The sequence below is a fragment of the Vibrio sp. 10N.222.51.C5 genome (genome assembly GCF_041474575.1).
Taxonomy (GTDB): Bacteria; Pseudomonadota; Gammaproteobacteria; order Enterobacterales; family Vibrionaceae; genus Vibrio; species Vibrio crassostreae_C.
Map to the genome: position 1 here is coordinate 135,293 of NZ_JBFRUJ010000010.1, position 19,678 is coordinate 154,970.

Consider the following 19,678-nt stretch of genomic DNA (forward strand, 5'->3'; position numbering starts at 1 on the left):
TTCAACTTTCAACTTTCAACATCTATTCAAATATAAAATATAAAATATAATAAAGGTTGACCATGACGAACCGTAATATCTTAGTTACTGGTGGCGCAGGCTTCATTGGCGCAAACTACGTACTATATTGGCTAGAAACAAACCCACAAGATAACGTGGTAGTATTAGATGCATTAACCTATGCAGGTAATAAAGCAAATTTAGATTCTGCGGTTCAGAATCTAAACTTTACCTTCGTACATGGTGACATTTGCGATACCATCCTAATAGAGAAACTACTGACAGAACATAAGCTGGACACTATTGTACACTTTGCGGCAGAATCTCATGTAGACCGTTCAATTACGGGGCCAGATGCGTTTATCGAAACTAATATTCTAGGCACCTACAGCCTACTGAAAGCAGCTAAGAAAGTATGGATTGATGAGCCAAAATCGAAAGGAAAGTCACCAATTTCGCACCGTTTCCACCATGTATCTACCGATGAAGTATATGGTACATTGTCGGCGACTGATCCTGCTTTTACAGAAGAGACCGCTTACGCACCAAATTCGCCATACTCAGCATCAAAAGCCGCTTCAGATCATTTAGTGCGAGCTTATCACCACACTTACGGGTTAGAAGTAACTACTTCTAATTGCTCAAATAACTATGGTCCATATCATTTTCCTGAAAAGCTTATCCCGCTTATTATCACTAACATTTTGTTTAATAAAGCCTTACCAATTTATGGTGACGGCCAGCAAATCCGAGATTGGTTATACGTAACTGACCACGCACGTGGCATTGAGCTTGTATTAAACAAAGGCCGTATTGGTGAAAACTACAATATTGGTGGTCACAACGAGTGGGCCAACATTGATATTGTAAATGTTGTTTGTAAGCTAATGAATGAAGCTTTTACAGGTATAAGTACTGGATCTAGCTCTTCACTTGCTACTTTAGACTTTCCACTTTCTAATGCAGAACTAAAAGAGAAGTTCCCATTGGCAGTTGCTGCCTCTGAAGGTAAGAGTGAATCTCTTATCACTTACGTTACTGACCGCGCAGGCCATGACCGCCGCTATGCTATTGATGCAACCAAAACTAATAATGAACTGGGTTATCAACCAGTTGAGTCATTTGAAACGGGTATTCGTAAAACGGTTGAGTGGTATTTAGGAAATGAAAGTTGGTGGGGGAAGTTACTGTGAAAAGCTTTACTAAAAATTTAATTCGCCAAATTATTAGACAGAAACGTATCGCTACAGAGGAAGTAAATCAAACCACAATTTCTAGTGTGATAAAAGATGTGATTTGTGATGATAAGCTTTCTGACTCAGAGGCTATGGAGTTATTAAATCAAACTCAGCTGGTTGACAAGGAATTTTATTGGACCAAATACGAAGATGTGAAACGAAGAGGTGTAGATCCTGTGTCACATTTTGTTCGTTTTGGTCACAAAGAAAATAGAATGCCAAATGAGTACTTTGATACTGCTCTATATCGTTCTATGCACAATATCGGTCAAGAGGTAAATCCACTACTGGATTATTACCTTAATAAAGAAAATCATTTACGTCGTACATCAGAGTACTTTGATGGTCGCATGTATTATCATTTACATAATGATGTCATGAAAGCACAAATTAACCCGCTTGAACATTATTTAAAGCATGGTCATAAAGAGAATAGAGCAATTACAATTAATAATTCTTTGGGGGCTAAGGTTGTAGATAAGATAGTGCCATACTCGATTATATCCAAGTGTATATCATCTGTAAAATTAACAATTATTATACCTGTATATAATGCAGTTGAGGAAGTTGTTAACTGCTTAGATAGCGTGATATTAAATACATCGTTAGGTAATAATATTAGCGTTCTAGTTCTAAATGATTGTAGTCCAGATCCTAATGTTGCTATTGAACTCGATAAATATTCTGCTGTTTATGGTATTAAAGTAGCGCACAATAAAAATAACTTAGGTTATACAGGTAATGTGAATAAAGGGGTGGAAGTAGCGGGTGAGAGTGATGTTATTCTACTAAACAGTGATACGATAGTTAGCCCTAATTGGTGTAGAAACTTGATAGTAGCAGCATATTCAAATGATGATATAGCTACCGTTACAGCTGTATCAAATAATGCAGGAGCATTTTCTGTACCCCAACCAGGTACAAATATAATAGATGAAAATCTTAGTATAAAAGGAGTTGCTAGATTAATAAATAATGTGGCTCCGGATGCTTTAATTGATGTGCCGACAGGTAATGGTTTCTGTTTATATATAAAAAGAGACGCATTGAATGATATCGGTTATTTTGATATAGAAAGCTACCCCAAAGGTTATGGGGAAGAGAATGATTATTGCATGAGAGCTGTTGCTAAAGGCTGGGTAAATGTTGTTGATCCTAAAACGTATATTTATCATGTGCGTTCAGCTTCATTCAAAGATAGCAAGCAGGCATTAATTGAGTCAGGTGTTGAACAGGTAAAGAAAACATACCCTAATTATGAAGGTGCCATTAAAGCAATTGGCCAGTCTGAGCTGATGAAAGAGGCAAGAGAAACGATTGCAATAGAGTTAGATAAAGTTAAAGCGGATAACTCCTTACTAAAACCAAAAATAATGTTTGTTATCTCAACGAGAACAGGAGGGACACCTCAGACAAACTTTGATTTGATGAGAGGTTTATCGGATATTTATGATTGCTATGTTTTAGCTTGTAACGGTCAATTAGTTGAAATCTTACGTGCGGGTAAAAATGGTTATGAGCAAGTTGAAAAATTCGAGCTTAAGCAGAAAGTAACCTTTGCTACGCATCGTTCGTATGATTATGAAAAACTCGTAAAATCTTTGCTTGTAAAATATAATATCGACCTATTACACATTCGACACATTGCATGGCATAGCCTAAAACTTCCCCAAATTGCAAAAGAGCTTTATATTCCTGTTGTTAAGTCATTCCATGATTTTTATGCTGTTTGCCCTTCTATTAATTTAATTAGTGAAAAAGGGAAACTAACACTTTCTGGTGTTGTTGAAGATGCACCTAATTTGTTGTGGCGAGATGAAACAGTAAAACCCATGAATGAAAATATGCTAACGATGTGGCAAAAACGTATGCAATCATCATTAGCATTTTGTGACCATTACATAACTACATGCCAAAGTGGGAAAGATATTTTAATTGACTCATTAGGCAAGCTTGATGAATTCGGAAAGAAGTTTACTGTGATTCCCCATGGTAGAAATTTCGATTCTTTTGTACAGCCAAAAGATGAAAACCTGCCAACAGATATCCTTAAAGTTCTTTTACCTGGCAATATTTCGTTATCTAAGGGTAAAGAGTTAATTCTGAAAGTAATTGAATTGGATACTCAAAATAAAATTGAATTCCATGTGCTTGGAACTTGTGATGAAGACTTAAAGTCACATGTGGTTTTTCATGGTGGTTATAACCGTGAAGATTTTCAACAACGTGTTGTAGGTATATCGCCACACATTTCGGCGGTATTTTCCATTTGGCCAGAAACCTATTGCCATACATTAACGGAAAGTTGGGCGTCTGGGATTCCAGTTATGGGCCTAGCTTATGGGGCTGTTGAAAAAAGAATTGCACGTCACGGAGGTGGATGGTTAGTTGAAAATGATGCTCAAAAATGTTTTGAAAAACTAATTTCTTTGCTTAACAATCAAGTTGAATTTAAAGAAAAGAATCAAGAGATAAATAACTGGCAAACAGGATATGGCCAAGAGAATACCGTTGAGCGAATGACCGGGCAATACATTTCAATTTATCAACAGCTATTATCAAAACAAGAATCAGCTAAATTACCAGAAAAAAGGAAATTAGGTTTTGTCTTGAAAGGCATCTTCCCAAATGTACCACCAACTGCTTATGTAAGGTTAGTTGATTGGAAGGAAGAGTTTGAGCAAAATTCAGGCTTGGAAGTTGAATTTATTAGCTGGCAAACTTTGGTAACATCAGATATTCAAGAGTATCAAGAGTTTGTTATTCAGCGAGATGCCATTCCTGGTCATGCTGTAGATTGGTGCTTGGATGCATTAAGTCGATATGACATTACATACACTTATGAAATCGATGATAACTTGTTAGATGTTCCTGTGTCTGTTGATCCTGAGGGAGTTTATAGTGCTTATCGACCAAAATTAGAAAAACTAATCACTAACGCTTCATTAGTACATGTGACCAACAACGCATTAGCTTCAGTGTGTAAGAAATATAATGAAAACATTCTAATAAGGCCAAATGATGTCTTTGCGCATCGATGGAATATGGATTTTCCTGAAAAGGAAAAAATAGAACTCAATCTGCCAGAGAATAAAACTCACATTCTTTACTTTGGTTCTAGAACCCACCAGGAAGATTTAGATTTTTTACTTGATGTTGTTAAAGAAGCCAACGCTAATGGGGGGCGTTTTCACTTATCTATAGTTGGTTGTGGTGATATTCCAGATAAATATCAAAACATAACCACTCGTTTGGTGCCGCCTGATTCGCGTTATGACTTTTTTGTTAACTGGTTGACAAAAATATCACATAACTTCGATTTAGGGGTAGCACCTTTAGTGAACTTAAAATTTAGTCAAAGTAAAAGCTCACTTAAAGTATTAGAGCTTACTAGTTTAAACCTTCCGGTCGTTTGTAGTAATAACCTACCGTATTCAGCTTTAAAAGGGCTAAAGCAATACCAATGTAAGGGGATACTGTATATTGATAACAATATTAATGATTGGTGTAGAGCTATTATGAAAACCGTGACAAGAGGTAGTGTTAAGTGAACTTATTAATTTTAGGTAATGAATTAAGCGCAGAGGAAGCTTTGTCAATGATTCCATTGAAAGGCACTAAGTTCGATTCTGTAGTTGATTTAGCGAATAAAAAGTATATCTGCCAAAGTGGACCGGTTAAGTTTAATAACCTAATTGAACTGATTGAAGGGATTGAGTCTCTCGGTACACAATACGAATATATAGTTGTTAGTGGTGGGGTGCTTAATTTTGCATCAGAAATCAATATTAGAACTGCATTGTCTGGTTTGATGGGGAGAGTAACAAACAAGTTAATCTATATAGATAGGTTAGCTAGATTTAAAGCCAAGAGTTCTGAATTAAGTCGAGTATTATATGCTATTAATTTTTATCCAGATTTATCTGAAATCAAAGAAAAAGATTATTCATTTTTAGAATTCAAGAAAAAAGGCAATTGGTTTGAGTTTGAGCGTGAACAAACTCTTCACAAGATAAGTGAAAAATCTATTTCTACAAATCACTTACTAGATAAATTAGAGTTTGCTATTCAGCATGCAACCTCATTTAGTTTTGTAAGAATAAATCATTGTGAGAACCGTCTGTTAGGTTATGGTTTAACTTTTTCCAAGGAAGAAGCCAATATAACTTATGATATTCAATTTGGCTACGAGCTTTGTGAAGATGAAACTAACTATATCTCCAGTAGAATTAAGGATGCAGTAAGGAACTCCGATGTTTTAGGGGTACCAATACCTAAGGAAATATCAACAAATAAATTGCACTTACTTGAGAATACAACAAGTGTTCATTTTATGCGCAATTCTCTTTTGAGAGAACAGTCCTTTATGAATGTAAATACACACTATCATCTCGGTGAAAACATTAGATTTAAAGATGTGTTAAATCAGGCTGATAAAGTAATAGCGATAACATGTAGAAATATAGATTTATTATCCGATCAATTAAATAAACCTATTGATGTGATCTCTATACCAAGTGAACACCGTCACTCTAATAATATGTATTCTAAAAATCACTTTCCAGATAGATTTTATGAGATAGAACGAGAGCTGGAAATAAAAGTAACTTCAAAAACGGTTGTATTAATTGGAGCTGGTATTTTAGCTAAAGTATATTGTGATATTGTGAAGAGTAATGGTGGCATTGCAATAGACGTGGGGTCACTAATGGATGCAGTTGAAAATGTCAGCTCGCGTGGTGATGGATTTGGTCGTTTTAATTTTTGGTGGAAATAATTTTTATTATGTCTGAAAATAATATGAAGTTTAGAGTTTTTCAAATAGGTTTTAATAAATGCGCTACTGTTAGCGTGTGTCACTTTTTTAGAGATAATGGCTATAAAGCAGTTCATTGGGATAAAAACAAACTAGCGCAGACGATGAAGTACAATGCAGAACAAGGTAAAAATGTTATAACAGGGTATGAAAATTTTGATGTATTTACAGACATGGAAGGCTATTCTGTTGAAGGTGACTCATATATATATGCGTATATGGATTACTTTAAGGAAATGTATGAAGATAACCCAAATTCAAAATTTATTTTAAATACTCGTTCTAGAAGTAAGTGGATATTGAGTCGCATAAAGCATGGAAGAGGGAGTTATGTTCGTGACTTATGTAGAATCAATGAGTGTACCGAAGAAGAATTAATTATGAAATGGAATGTAGAGTGGTATGAGCATCACTTAAACGTAATCAATTATTTTAAGGATAAGCCTGAGCATCTTCTTTTATTTGATATTGAAAATGATTCTCCTCAGGTAATTGTCGACTTTCTCAAAGACAATATGAGCTTAGATGTCGAAATGTGGGCTCATCATCATAAATCCTCTGAGAAATATAAGTAGGCATCTGTGTTCAAGTGTAGTAATGAGTTGCTTAGCCCAACTAAAAAAAACATAGTGGTTATCGGAACTTCTAATTCAATAATTGAGTTTGGTTGGTGCTCGTCTTTGATAGCAAACGCTACTAACGAATATAATATCATTAATCTTAGCCTTGGTGGATGTACGTCGTTGCTACTGGCATATCAGATTGATCACCACTTTAATTTGTTGAGTTCAGCTGATCTCGTGATCATTGAACCAATTGTAAATGATATTTCGTACCTTCCGAATAAGTTAATAGAAAAAAGTGTTTTATTTAATTCAATAGAATATATCTATGGAGTTTTGAGTAAAATTTCTTGCCCAATAATAACTTTACTTATTCCAACACAAAAGAGGTTGAATGGTTACAAAAGTAATGAAGTATATTTAAAACATATACGGGAAGCGAATCAATGTAATGTATTTGTGATAGATTTATTTCCTCATTTTAGAAATTATCCTGAGTTAGGTTTCTTGGACCCTGGGCATATTGGTTTACAGGCCGCGTGGTCTATTGGAAAAAGTATTCAAAAAGTCATTACCTATCTTTTAAGTTATGACAGTAAACTATTAGAAGTCGAAGGGGCAATCAGCCCAGCTGCCACTATATACAAATATTTGAAGGTTGCCGAGAAAGCAGGAATAGATAAATCTAATTCTCGGTACTCCTGTAAAACTGTAAGTGAGCGGCTTACATTAAAAATAGCCGAGGACTGCCTATTGGTAGGTTTTCTTCATTGGTGCGATATCAATGATGCAAAATTAAAGATTAACGTTAATGCTTGTAAACGAAAAGAAATATTGCTTAAAAGTAAATATTTGAGGATATCTTCACCCAATGAACCCATTTTACTTTCTGCAGGTGACCTGATCACTCTTGATTTCGATAGGGTTGGGGGGGGGCTTTCAGAGTTAATATTTCAGTTTGCAGAAAATGAGAATACAGACACTAAAAATTGTAAAGTATATTGCTTAATGAATGATTTTATAAATGAAAAAATCCACTCTTCTATTTTAAGTTCGCTTCACAATAAATCTGATAAAAAAACTACTACTGAAAGTTTGTTTTCATTACTTAAGCACAAAAAACACTATCAATACGCAAGGAATGAATTACGCGAAATATTATTTAAGTAGGGAAGTTTTTAAGTGAAAATTGCAATTGTAGGAACTGGCTATGTCGGTATTATCTAATGCGATGCAGTTAGTACAGCATAATTAAGTTGTTGCTATTGATATAGTTGCACTGCTAAACAGTCATCAATCGCTGATGCAGAAGCAATAGTTTATACCCGAGATTTGTTTGGCAGTGATTAAGCTCAAATGAAATCATTAACGGATGATGAGTACAGATAAAAGCTAATATTTGGTTGAAAAATGCTCATGCACTTGACGTGGAACTTAACCTGACTTAGCAGGCATAACATAGCCTTATATTGGCTCCTCAAAACCACCGCCTAGGGCGGCGGTGATTGCTCCTTGAGGCTATAGCCTGAACAAGTGCCCATGTTAGAAGTAACCTCTTATTTACCACAAGCAAGAGGAAACAACCACATGGGCGATTACAGAAGTTCATCACATGTCTATTGGCGTTGCAAATACCATATAGTTTGGACTCCAAAGTACAGATATAAGATTTTGAAAGATAAGGTAGGAAAGGAGTTTTATCGTTCAATCTATATTTTGTGCAATATGAAAGACTGCGAAGTTTTGGAATTAAATGTCCAACCAGATCATGTTCATCTTGTTGTCATTGTTCCTCCCAAGTTATCAGTATCGAGTTTGTTAGGAGTTTTAAAAGGCCGAACAGCAATTCGACTTTTCAATAGATTCCCACATATACGTAAGAAACTATGGGGAAACCACTTTTGGACTAGAGGGTATTTTGTCGATACGGTCGGTGTGAATGAAGAAGTCATTCGACGATATGTACGACACCAAGATAAGCAGTACATAGAGTATGAACAACAACTGCAGTTATTGAAGAACTAATAGCGCGAACGCCCCATTCTAGGGGGTTATAAAGCAAAACCGCCTTCTAAGAAGGCGGATATTTTTATCTAAGAAATAGTCTGGATACCTTATGCTTAAACATAGTAACAAAACACTAAACAGCCTTAAGCAAAATCCATCTCATAATTTTGCGATGGGCCACAGCATGATGTTGTATCGAAAAAATGTCCTTTATTCCTTTATACCAAAGAATGGTTGTTCAACATTACGCTTAAGTGCAGCAATTGAGAATGGTTGTATTAGTGGAATAGAACAAGGCCATTGGATACACACCAATAATCAAACGTTTAATGCGACTCTTGCTGAGGCTATTAAGATTGATTATAGCTTTGTAGTTTTACGCTGTCCGTTTAAGCGCTTAGCTTCTGTATTTTTAGATAAGTTTGTTAGCAAAGAACCTGATGCGTGGCAGTACCGAAATCAACTTGAACGTAAAGTAGAACTTGATGAGCTTACTTTTCGTGAATTTGTTTATTCACTTAAGAAGCCAGCGATATTTAGGTCTAATATTCATTGGCGCCCACAAAATGAGTTTTTAATATATAACGAGTACAGTGACTATTTTTCGTTAGAAAACTTCTCGTATGCAATAAGAGTACTTAAAGAAAAAGTCGATTTTAATGTAATTGATGCTCGTTCGTTAACCAACCATGGTACTGATGGTTACACCGAGTTAAATCAACAATGCTATGCAGGTATGGCAGCATTTGATATTGCCTTGCTGAAACGTAATGGAGAATGCCCAAGTCATATCGCCATGTATGATGAAGAATTATATGGGATAGTTACTGAACTCTATAAACAGGATGTCGGCCTATATATGAATAAATGTCAAGCAAGTAAAATGATGCAAAAGGCGGATGTGGCCGGAATTAATATTGATATTAAACGTATTACTTTCGATGAAATTAAAACATCTGCACAGGTTGATTATTTGAGAGATGAAGCTGTACGTCTAGAATCTTCAGATCTACCAATGTCCTATAAATTGATGTCTTTGGCTTATCAGGCAAGACCTACTGGGCTTTTTATTAAAAAGAAATTTGATGAATATACAGCCAAGCTTAGTGTGCAGAGTTAGGAGCAATAATTGTGAGTAAACTTATAATAAATATCTTTTATCTTTAGTAGTTAATTATGTCATTAGAAACATTAATCAATAAGGGTATTGTGGTTGTACAGCCGCAAACCGAACAACCCCACTCCCCCAAAAAAACCATCATAGTAGTTGGTGTTGCTCGCGGGGGAACTTCAATTGTCGCAGGGGCATTATACCATTTAGGTGTGCCAATGGGGCGTGCGACATCGCCTGTATTTGAAGATATGCGCTTAAGTGCTGCGTTTGAGAAAAACTCTAAAGAGAAATTCGAATCAGTAATTAAAGCTTATAACGAAAAGCATGATACATGGGCTTGGAAGCGACCATCAACATTGCATCAACTATCACGTATTACGCGTAAAGTACGTAACCCTCATTTTATATTTGTTTTTAGAGATATGTTATCGGTTGCAAATCGTAATACGATCTCTATGAACAAGGGTATTCAGTGGGGTTTGCAAAATGCTATTGATGATTATAAAAAAATTATTAAATTTGCGACTAAAACAAAGTGCCCTGCCATTTTCATATCTTCTGAAAAAGTGGTAAAAAACAAAGAAGAATTTGTTCATGCTCTGTCAGAGTTTTGCGCTATCACCCCAAGTGATAATCAGCTTGTTGCAGCCCAAGATTTTTTAACACCAAACCCTACCGCTTATTTGCAAGCAACACGTTTGGGCCGAGCAAAAGGTGATGTTGATTTAAAAATATTGCAAACAGGTATGTTAACTGGTTGGGCTTGTTATGCGTTAAATAACGGTGAAGCTAAAGTTGAGGTAATCGTCAATGGTAAGCCAATCGCTGAGTTAGTTGCGGATCAGTTTAATGCGAACTATAAAAAGCCTGGCGTTCACCCTACAGGTCATTGCCAATTTGAATTCAATTTAAAAGAGGCAGGAGTAACCCCACAAGATACGATTGAAATTAAGGTCTTGAATGATGTCGTTAATCTACATGCTGATCCATTAGATTTAACCCATATCTCTGATTGGCTAAAGCAAGAAGAGATTGAAAATCAATATGAGCCCAAAGGCGGACTTAATCAAAACCTACTGAAAACAGGAATATTAGGCGGTTGGGCAAGAACAAATAGCGCAGATAAAATGGCGCGAATTGGCATTTATATTAATGGCGATAAGTTTGCAGAAGTACCTGCAACGATTTATCGAGAACATTTGAATAAACCGAACATTCACCCTACAGGTCATTGTGGTTTTGAGTTCAATTGTAAACGACATGGGGTTAAGCCTTCAGATTCTATAGAAGTGAAGGTTGAGAATGCTCCATTAGATCTACATATAAAGCCTCTGATATTCCCTAACTTAACTGAATGGTTAACGCATAAAGAGTTACAAGAGCTAAATCAAAAGGCATTAAATGATAGTAAATAAACTGCCGTTTGGGGTTAGAAGAGAACTTAAAAAGTTACCATTTGTTCATGGGGCTTACTTACGTTTTTTACATTTTTTTAAAAGAGAGTATCAGCAGTGGATAAAAAAGGTTGAGCCGACGGTGTGGCTGCCGGTGATGGGTGAGCAATCGATTTGTTTCTCTATAATTGTCCCTGTTTATAATCCGCCATTATCTTTTCTAAAAGAATGTGTAGACTCGGTTCATAAGCAAACATATTCAAATTGGCAACTTATTTTGGTGAATGATGCCTCGACTTCACAAGAAGTTAATGACTATTTACAAAATATAGCGGATCAACACTTAGAACAAATTAACGTGATTTCTAATCGCCAAAACTTGCATATTAGCTTATCCACCAATGAAGGTTTGAAACAATGTAATGGCGATTATGTTACTTTTTTAGATCATGATGATCTTCTAGCTCCTCAAGCACTTAATGAAGTCGCAAGCGCTATTGCCGATAATTCTAATCTGCAATGGCTATATAGTGATGAAGATTTGATGTCTAAAACAGGTAAGCGAATTGCTCCACACTTTAAGTCACAGTGGAATCCTTATTTACTTCACGCCCATAACTATATTACTCATTTAAGTGTCTATAAACGTAACTTATTAGGTGGAGTGGGTGGTTGTCGTGAAGGAGTTGAAGGCGCACAAGATTATGATTTGGCATTACGTGTATCTCAGGTGCTCTCTGAAAGTGAAATCGCTCATATTCCTAAAATATTGTATCACTGGCGAATGCACGAAAAATCAACCGCTTCGCAGTCTGGAGCGAAACCCTACACAGTAGAGGCGGGTAAACAAGCGCTATTAGAATGTTTAGAAAATCAAGGAATTAATGCATCGGTTCAAGATGGTAATCTCGATAATTACTATCAAGTGAGTTATTTACCAGACCACTGGCCGAAAGTGTCGATTATCGTACCAACAAGAGATCACAAAGAAGTATTAGAAACCTGTATTGAGAGTGTCTTAAATAAAACGGATTACCCTGATTTCGAAATTATCATTATGGATAATCAATCACAGCAAGCACCAGCGTTAGAGTATCTAAATCTAGTAGGTAAGAATAGTAACGTTAAAGTAATTAAGTATGATAAACCATTTAACTATTCTGAGATTAACAATGTAGCAGTAGAGTATTCTAATGGTGAAGTGATTGTTCTATTAAACAACGATACTGAAGTGATTACTGCTTCTTGGTTAAAGGAGATAGTCGGGTTAGCGATGCGCCCAGATGTTGGGTGTGTAGGGGCTAAGTTACTTTACCCTGATAATACAATTCAACATGCTGGTGTTATTTTGGGCTTAGGTGGTTATGCTGCACACTCACACCGCTGTGTGCCAAATGATTCAAATGGATACTTCAACCGACCTCATGTAAACCAAGTATTGTCTGCAGTTACTGGCGCTTGCCTTGCTATTCGTAAAGAGACCTACCTTGCTGTTGAAGGGTTGGATGAAACTTTCCAAGTGGCTTATAACGATGTCGATTTTTGTTTAAAAGTGCAGAAAGCGGGGTTTTATAACGTATATTGTGCACATGCGGAGCTTTATCACTATGAATCTAAAACTCGTGGTGATGATAATGCAGATGCAATTAAGGCTAAGCGTTTTGAGCAAGAAAAGAAACGATTGTTAAATAAGTGGTTTAATGAGTTACAAGATGATCCTTATTACCACCCTCATTTAACTCGTTCAGCAGAAGACTTTTCATTAAGAGCTTAGATTGAAAATGAAAATATTACTTCTTAATAATATAGGTATTTGGGTTTTGTTCTGTTTATATCTACGGATAACTAATTTATGATCAAACTCCAAAACCTAACCAAATATTATCCTTCGCCTTTAGGTAATCAATATATCTTCGAAGAGGTGAACTTTGAGATCCCTCAAGGGCATAACATTGCTATTTTAGGCTCAAATGGCGCAGGTAAATCAACCTTGTTCCGTATCCTTGCTGGCAGTGAATACCCAAATAAGGGAAGGGTCGTGACAGATAAAGCCATCTCTTGGCCAGTGGCGTTGGCTACGGGCATTCATCCTCAAATGACGGGCCGTGAAAACACCCGTTTTATTGGGCGTGTAAATGGTGTGGGTGATTTAGATGAGTATGAAGAGAAGGTAAAAGACTTTGCAGAGTTAGGTGTTAAGTATGACTTACCTGTTCGTACCTATTCAAGTGGCATGCGTTCTCGTTTGGCTTTTGGTTGCTGTATTGCGATTGATTTTGATGTCTATTTGATTGATGAGGCAACCTCAGTTGGGGACCAAAAATTTCGTAAAAAAGCGAAACGTGCCTTGCTTGAAAAAAGCCAATCAGCCAATGTTATTATGGTCAGCCATGATATCAAAGAGATAGAAGAGTTTTGTGATAGCGCGATTATTTTGCACAAAGGTGAGTTGACGTTTTATCCAGTGTTGAGTGAAGCGTTAGCGGTTTATAAAGAGCTTTAACAGCAGAGGCGAGATACGAGAGCGGACTTCGCCCTTCGAGAAGCGAGTAAAAACTAAAGAGTGAGGCAGAAACGAATACAGCGTCTACGTCTCTGTTTCTGCTTTTAGCTCTTAACCTTGCCTCTCGCTTCTCGTCTCCGCTTTTAGGTTTACTATGTCTATATTTGTTTTATGCATTTTCATCTTCACTATCATCGGTTTGGTGAAGTTTCAAAACTACCCAGAGCAGGTGTTTGGATTCGTCTTATTAGTACTCTATTCATCAGGACTTGTCAGTACCGATGAGTTAGTAAGTAGCTTTGCAAACCAAGGCTTATTAACGCTTATTTTATTAATGGTGTGTTCTCTAGCTTTAGAAAAAACCCGAATTTTACGATTAATTGCTAAGGCAGTGATTAAGCCTAATTATCATTCTACGTGGTTGCGTTTATTTGGTTTAACCACACTTGCCTCTGCGGTGTTAAACAATACGGCGGTGGTTTCGACCATGTTAGGTCCTATCCGAAATAATCCGTATCACGCAGCAAGTAAACTCCTTCTCCCTCTTTCTTACGCAGCTATTCTTGGTGGTACGTTAACTTTAGTCGGTACATCGACCAATTTGATTGTTAACAGCTTGGTGCTAGATGCTAATTTACCTTCACTGCAGTTCTTTGATTTTACCTTGGTCGGTTTATGTGTGGTGTTGGCCTGTGGGGTGGTACTGTTCTTTTTAAGTCGGTATTTACCAGTGCATGATGTCACAACTGATGATGTAAAAGCGTATTTAATTGACTCTAAAGTAAAGCAAGGTTCCTCTTTAGTGGGTAAGAGCATTGAAGAAAATGGATTGCGCCATTTAGAGTCGCTGTTCTTAGTCGAGATTATTCGTGAAGGGCACTTATTAAGTCCAGTCGCTCCAACTGAAATCATTCAAGCGAATGACAGGTTGGTATTTAGTGGTGATGTGACCAAGGTGATGCAGCTAAGTCAGTTTGATGGTTTATCACTGTTTGCTCATGAAAATGGTCTACCACTAGCAAACTTGACCGAAGTTGTGGTGCGCCCTGAAAGTATTTTATTAGGCAAAAGTCTAAAGCGAGCAGGTTTTCGTGCCTTGTTTGATGCGGCTGTGGTTGCGATTAAGCGCGACGGTGAGCCCGTATCGGGTAAGTTAGGTGAGGTGGCGATCCAAGCGGGTGACTACCTGGTGCTTGCTGTGGGTGATGACTTTAAATCTCGTAAAAACGTCAGCAAAAACTTTATTGTAGTGAGTGGTGTTGAGCCTGATAGCATGCTTAGTGGCAAGAAGGAGTGGTTTGCGGTTGGTGGCTTTTTTGCTGCGATTGCATTATCGGCCTTAGGGGTTCTGCCGCTGTTTAAAGCCATGTTTTTATTGCTTGGTGTGTTTTTGGCGACCAAGTGTTTAAGTGGAGCTGAGATCATTCGCCGTTTGCCTACCAATATTTGGTTAATTATTGCGGCGGCATTGTCGTTATCTCAAGCCTTAACTAACAGTGGTTTATTGGCGCAGTTTGAAAGCTTAATAGAGCATCACTCTTCAAACTTATCACCCTTACTGGCTTTAATTACGGTTTACATTTTAACTTGGTGGTTAACTGAGTTCGTGACTAATAATGCCGCTGCGGCATTAATTTTTCCTATCGCTTATGGACTGGCACAAAGTTTAGATGCGAACCCAATGGCCTTTATTATGGCGGTGGCCTTTGGTGCCAGTGCCAGCTTTATTAGCCCTTATGGTTACCAAACCAATCTCATGGTATTTAACGCCGGACAATATCGAATAAAAGATTTTGTCCGTGTTGGACTACCGCTAAGCCTTATATACGGTACAGTAGCTGTATGTGCTATTGTAGCGGTATATGGACTGTAATTTTATTTTTTATACTATTTATAATAACTAGGAAAGATGGATGAAGATATCACCTTCTCGCATGACGCACTTAAAACAGTTGGAAGCAGAGTCTATTCACATTATGCGCGAAGTTGCATCTGAATTTGACAACCCAGTAATGCTTTACTCTGTCGGTAAAGATTCATCAGTAATGCTTCATTTGGCTAAAAAAGCCTTTGCTCCTGGTATTCCTCCTTTTCCTTTGATGCACGTCGATACAACGTGGAAGTTTAAAGAGATGATCCAGTTCCGTGATTACATGGCAGAAAAAGTGGGCATGAACTTAATTGTTCACCAAAACCCTGAAGGTGTAGCAATGGGTATTAACCCGTTTGTTCATGGTTCTTCTAAGCACACAGACATCATGAAGACGCAAGGCTTGAAGCAAGCGTTAGACATGAATGGTTTTGATGCAGCTTTTGGTGGTGCGCGTCGCGATGAAGAGAAGTCTCGTGCTAAAGAGCGTGTTTACTCATTCCGTGATGAACACCACCGTTGGGATCCGAAAAACCAACGCCCTGAACTATGGAATGTGTACAACGGTAAGGTGAATAAGGGCGAAAGCATTCGTGTTTTCCCACTTTCAAATTGGACTGAGCTTGATATTTGGCAATACATCTACCTAGAAAACATCGAAATCCCTGAACTATACCTATCTAAACCTCGCCCAGTGGTTGAGCGTGATGGCATGCTTATCATGGTAGATGACGAGCGTATGGAGCTTAAAGAGGGTGAAGTGGTTGAAGAGAAGATGGTTCGTTTCCGTACTCTTGGTTGTTACCCACTAACCGGTGCGGTGGAATCTGAGGCGACTACGCTTCCAGAAATCATCCAAGAGATGCTTCTTACTACAACTTCAGAGCGTCAAGGCCGTGCGATTGACCACGATAGTTCAGGCTCGATGGAGAAGAAGAAGCGTGAAGGTTACTTCTAAATGAGTTCGCCATACGAGAAAAAAGATAATGAGAGCGTTAGCGGTGACGTAGTGTGGCATAACTCTACAGTTTCATCACAAGATCGTGCTGCTCATAAGAAGCAAAAGCCAGTGGTGCTTTGGTTTACAGGCTTAAGTGGTTCGGGTAAATCAACGGTAGCAAATGCCGTTGAAAGTAAGCTATTAAGTCTTGGTAACCATAGCTATCTATTAGATGGAGATAATGTTCGCCATGGCTTAAATAAAGACTTAGGTTTTAATGACGCTGACCGAGTGGAAAATATTCGTCGTATCAGTGAAGTGGCAAAACTATTTGTTGATTCAGGATCCATTGTTTTAACCGCTTTTATCTCTCCTTTTATTGTGGATAGAGAACAAGCACGCTCGCTTTTTTCTGAGGGTGATTTCTTAGAAGTCTTTATTGATACACCATTAGAGGTGTGTGAATCTCGTGACCCTAAAGGGCTGTATAAAAAGGCGCGTGCTGGTGAAATCAAACATTTCACGGGTATTGATTCAATTTATGAGGCTCCTGTTTCAGCTGAAATTCACATAGAAACGGCGAATCAAAGTATTGAAGATTGCGCAATCTGCGTGGTGAACCAACTTTTTGATATGGGGTATCTAACTCTGGAGGGAAATGATGGTGCATTATGATGTCTTTAATGGTGATGCCGATGGGATTATTGCGCTCCTTCAACTGCGTAAAGCCGAACCAAAAAAGTCCACACTGGTAACGGGTGTTAAGCGGGACATTAAGCTGCTTCAGCAAGTGGCTAAAAAGTCAGACGCAAGCGGTGTGACTGTTCTTGATATCTCAATGGAGAAGAATATCGATGCGCTTTATGATTTGATTGAGCGAGATATTCCTATTTTCTATTGTGACCATCACCGCTCAGGTGAAGTACCACAAGCCAATAACTTTACGGCGCTGATTAATCTTGATGCCAATACCTGTACGAGTTTGCTCATCAATAAGCATTTGGGAAATCAATTCGCTACGTGGGCTATTGTGGGGGCTTACGGGGACAATATGTTCGTTGCCGCAGAAGAGTTAGCCGATATAGCAGGCTTAACCCATGAGCAGCGTGAGTTTTTAAAAGAGTTAGGGACGTTAATTAACTATAACGGCTATGGTGCGTCACTTGATGATTTACATATTGAGCCGCAAATTCTCTTTCGCCAGCTGATGTGTTACAGATCACCTTTTGAGTTAATTGATGATTCAAGCTCTCCTTATTACGTATTAAAACGTGGTTACGAAGCAGATAGTGCTCATTTAGCGCAGTTAACTGCAATTGAAAACTCTGATATAGCAGAGGTCTATGAACTGCCTTGCGAAGCTTGGGCTCGACGCATCAGTGGCGTATTTGGCAATGAGCTAGCAAATCGCTCACCAGACAAAGCCCACGCCGTACTAACCCTTAATGCTAGCGAGCAAGACTATACCGTTAGTGTGCGTGCCCCTTTGAATAACAGAAGTGGGGCAGATGAGGTATGTACTCAGTTTGCAACCGGTGGTGGTCGTAAAGCCGCAGCAGGAATTAATCAATTGCCAACCGAAGAAAAACCGCGCTTTATTGAAGTATTAAGCCAATTTTATAATTAATTTTTATTTGTCCTAGCTTGTATAAGTAGGGCAAATATCAGTTATAGGAAAAGAAAAATGTCACATTCATCAGAATTAATCGCTCAAGATATTGAAGCGTATTTGAAAGTTCATGAAAACAAAGATCTCCTTCGTTTTTTAACTTGTGGAAACGTTGATGATGGTAAATCTACGCTTATCGGTCGTCTGCTTTTTGATAGCAAGCTGATTTATGAAGATCAAATGGCGGCTATCGAAAAAGATTCTCAAAAGTTTAATACAACAGATGAAGATTTTGACTTGGCGCTTTTAGTTGATGGTCTTCAATCTGAGCGTGAACAAGGGATCACTATCGACGTTGCGTATCGTTATTTTTCAACGGACAAGCGTAAGTTTATTATTGCTGACACTCCAGGGCACGAACAGTACACCCGTAATATGGTAACTGGCGCATCGACTTGTGATCTTGCGATTGTTATGGTGGATGCTCGTCATGGAATCCAGACACAAACTCGTCGCCATAGCTTTATCTGTAGTTTACTAGGTATTAAGCACATAATTGTTGCAATCAACAAAATGGACTTGATGGAATACAGCCAAGAGGTGTATCAGAAAATCAAAGCTGATTACCGTGAAATGGCTAAAAATTTCAATATCGATGACATTCGTTTTGTGCCAATTTCAGCACTAAACGGTGATAACGTAGTAAACCCAAGTGAAGCGATGGACTGGTACCCTGGTGCAACGTTAATGAAGCTACTTGAGACGGTGAAAATCGATCAAGACCAAAACCTCGAAAAAATGCGTTTTCCGGTTCAATATGTTAATCGCCCTAATTTAGACTTTCGTGGATTTTGTGGCACGCTTGCTTCTGGCTTAGTTCAAGTTGGAGACGCTGTGACAACGTTGCCATCAGGTAAAGTTTCAAAAGTGAAATCTATTTACACTTATGATGGCGAATTGGAAACTGCGCAACCGGGTCAAGCGATTACGTTGACGCTTGAAGATGAAATAGATGTATCTCGTGGGGATATGTTGGTTCACACTGGTCACGAGCCAATTGTAACCAACCATGTTGAAGCTCATATTGTTTGGATGGATGAGAACCCACTTCGAACTCATAAAGAGTATCTGTTTAAGTTTTCAACAAAAACATGCTCAGGTAAAGTTGGAATCATTGAACATAAAATTGACGTCAATACGCTAAAAGAGCACGCGGAAAATACTGATACCCTCGAATTAAATGAGATCGCACTGACGTCACTTAATCTAACAGATAAAATAGCCGTTGATGAGTATCAGTATCTACCTCAGACCGGTTCATTTATTATCATTGATCGTCATACAAACGTTACTGTTGGTGCCGGCATGATAGATAAAGTTTCTGAAGGTAAAGGAACCGATGCTCGCGTTTATTCTCAAGCAGAAAAAGAATTGAACGCTTATGTAAGAAAGCATTTCCCTGAGTGGAATTGCAGTTCTATTTAGTTGTTGATTGGTAGATGAATCGCCATGTTAATGTTCATAGTATATACATTTACTTTGTATCTATTATTACCTATGATGATCAATCAGTTGTTTAAGCTGAGCAACTGTTTGAGGGTGTGAAAATCATCTTCTACATATA

Annotated in this window: 15 protein-coding genes; all 15 read left to right on the top strand. The window is 37.8% G+C overall.

Annotated features, from left to right (window positions below; all coding sequences use genetic code 11):
• The first annotated feature begins 62 nt into the window (after positions 1-62).
• Positions 63-1,193 carry a dTDP-glucose 4,6-dehydratase gene (gene rfbB / locus AB4558_RS03815; protein WP_372158070.1) on the top strand — a complete coding sequence of 377 codons (1,131 nt, stop codon included), beginning with the start codon at positions 63-65 and terminating at the stop codon, positions 1,191-1,193.
• Complete coding sequence (locus AB4558_RS03820; RefSeq protein ID WP_372158072.1) at positions 1,190-4,789, top strand: glycosyltransferase; 3,600 nt, start codon at positions 1,190-1,192, stop codon at positions 4,787-4,789. Before rfbB ends, AB4558_RS03820 begins: the two co-directional genes overlap by 4 nt.
• Positions 4,786-6,015, top strand: coding sequence for a hypothetical protein (locus AB4558_RS03825; RefSeq protein ID WP_372158075.1), 1,230 nt, complete (start codon positions 4,786-4,788; stop codon positions 6,013-6,015). Before AB4558_RS03820 ends, AB4558_RS03825 begins: the two co-directional genes overlap by 4 nt.
• Before the next feature lie 8 nt (positions 6,016-6,023).
• Entirely contained in the window at positions 6,024-6,629 is a 606-nt protein-coding gene (locus AB4558_RS03830) for a sulfotransferase (protein ID WP_372158078.1), read from the top strand.
• 105 nt (positions 6,630-6,734) lie between these two features.
• Positions 6,735-7,787, top strand: coding sequence for an SGNH/GDSL hydrolase family protein (locus tag AB4558_RS03835; protein ID WP_372158081.1), 1,053 nt, complete (start codon positions 6,735-6,737; stop codon positions 7,785-7,787).
• 417 nt (positions 7,788-8,204) lie between these two features.
• On the top strand, positions 8,205-8,642 hold the full coding sequence (tnpA, locus tag AB4558_RS03840) for an IS200/IS605 family transposase (RefSeq protein WP_372158127.1): 438 nt from the start codon (positions 8,205-8,207) through the stop codon (positions 8,640-8,642).
• A gap of 91 nt (positions 8,643-8,733) precedes the next feature.
• A complete protein-coding gene (locus AB4558_RS03845; protein ID WP_372158084.1) occupies positions 8,734-9,744 on the top strand; it encodes a sulfotransferase family 2 domain-containing protein in 1,011 nt (336 codons plus the stop codon).
• Positions 9,745-9,800: 56 nt separating this feature from the next.
• Positions 9,801-11,153: a hypothetical protein gene (locus tag AB4558_RS03850; RefSeq protein ID WP_372158086.1), complete on the top strand. Its 1,353-nt coding sequence runs from the start codon at positions 9,801-9,803 to the stop codon at positions 11,151-11,153.
• Positions 11,140-12,906 (top strand): glycosyltransferase family 2 protein, encoded by a 1,767-nt coding sequence (locus AB4558_RS03855; RefSeq protein ID WP_372158089.1) that lies wholly within the window; start codon positions 11,140-11,142, stop codon positions 12,904-12,906. The genes AB4558_RS03850 and AB4558_RS03855 overlap by 14 nt, the downstream gene beginning before the upstream one ends.
• Before the next feature lie 78 nt (positions 12,907-12,984).
• Positions 12,985-13,635 carry an ABC transporter ATP-binding protein gene (locus tag AB4558_RS03860; protein ID WP_372158091.1) on the top strand — a complete coding sequence of 217 codons (651 nt, stop codon included), beginning with the start codon at positions 12,985-12,987 and terminating at the stop codon, positions 13,633-13,635.
• Positions 13,636-13,789: 154 nt separating this feature from the next.
• Entirely contained in the window at positions 13,790-15,508 is a 1,719-nt protein-coding gene (locus AB4558_RS03865) for an SLC13 family permease (protein WP_372158094.1), read from the top strand.
• A 40-nt stretch (positions 15,509-15,548) separates the two neighbouring features.
• Positions 15,549-16,463, top strand: coding sequence for a sulfate adenylyltransferase subunit CysD (gene cysD / locus AB4558_RS03870; RefSeq protein WP_372158097.1), 915 nt, complete (start codon positions 15,549-15,551; stop codon positions 16,461-16,463).
• Entirely contained in the window at positions 16,464-17,120 is a 657-nt protein-coding gene (cysC, locus tag AB4558_RS03875) for an adenylyl-sulfate kinase (protein WP_372158100.1), read from the top strand.
• The gene (locus tag AB4558_RS03880; RefSeq protein ID WP_372158130.1) at positions 17,110-18,072 is read left to right on the top strand and encodes a DHH family phosphoesterase; all 963 of its coding nucleotides are present in this window, start codon (positions 17,110-17,112) and stop codon (positions 18,070-18,072) included. The genes cysC and AB4558_RS03880 overlap by 11 nt, the downstream gene beginning before the upstream one ends.
• Positions 18,073-18,129: 57 nt before the next feature.
• Positions 18,130-19,539: a sulfate adenylyltransferase subunit CysN gene (gene cysN / locus AB4558_RS03885; protein ID WP_372158103.1), complete on the top strand. Its 1,410-nt coding sequence runs from the start codon at positions 18,130-18,132 to the stop codon at positions 19,537-19,539.
• The last annotated feature ends 139 nt before the right edge of the window (positions 19,540-19,678 follow it).

Bases quoted from the DNA above. Each gene is read 5' to 3' on its own strand.
- AB4558_RS03830 (WP_372158078.1), top strand. From the start codon at position 6,024: ATGTCTGAAAATAATATGAAGTTTAGAGTTTTTCAAATAGGTTTTAAT.
- cysN (WP_372158103.1), top strand. From the start codon at position 18,130: ATGTCACATTCATCAGAATTAATCGCTCAAGATATTGAAGCGTATTTG.
- AB4558_RS03860 (WP_372158091.1), top strand. From the start codon at position 12,985: ATGATCAAACTCCAAAACCTAACCAAATATTATCCTTCGCCTTTAGGT.
- AB4558_RS03845 (WP_372158084.1), top strand. From the start codon at position 8,734: ATGCTTAAACATAGTAACAAAACACTAAACAGCCTTAAGCAAAATCCA.
- AB4558_RS03865 (WP_372158094.1), top strand. From the start codon at position 13,790: ATGTCTATATTTGTTTTATGCATTTTCATCTTCACTATCATCGGTTTG.
- rfbB (WP_372158070.1), top strand. From the start codon at position 63: ATGACGAACCGTAATATCTTAGTTACTGGTGGCGCAGGCTTCATTGGC.
- tnpA (WP_372158127.1), top strand. From the start codon at position 8,205: ATGGGCGATTACAGAAGTTCATCACATGTCTATTGGCGTTGCAAATAC.
- cysD (WP_372158097.1), top strand. From the start codon at position 15,549: ATGAAGATATCACCTTCTCGCATGACGCACTTAAAACAGTTGGAAGCA.
- AB4558_RS03850 (WP_372158086.1), top strand. From the start codon at position 9,801: ATGTCATTAGAAACATTAATCAATAAGGGTATTGTGGTTGTACAGCCG.
- cysC (WP_372158100.1), top strand. From the start codon at position 16,464: ATGAGTTCGCCATACGAGAAAAAAGATAATGAGAGCGTTAGCGGTGAC.
- AB4558_RS03855 (WP_372158089.1), top strand. From the start codon at position 11,140: ATGATAGTAAATAAACTGCCGTTTGGGGTTAGAAGAGAACTTAAAAAG.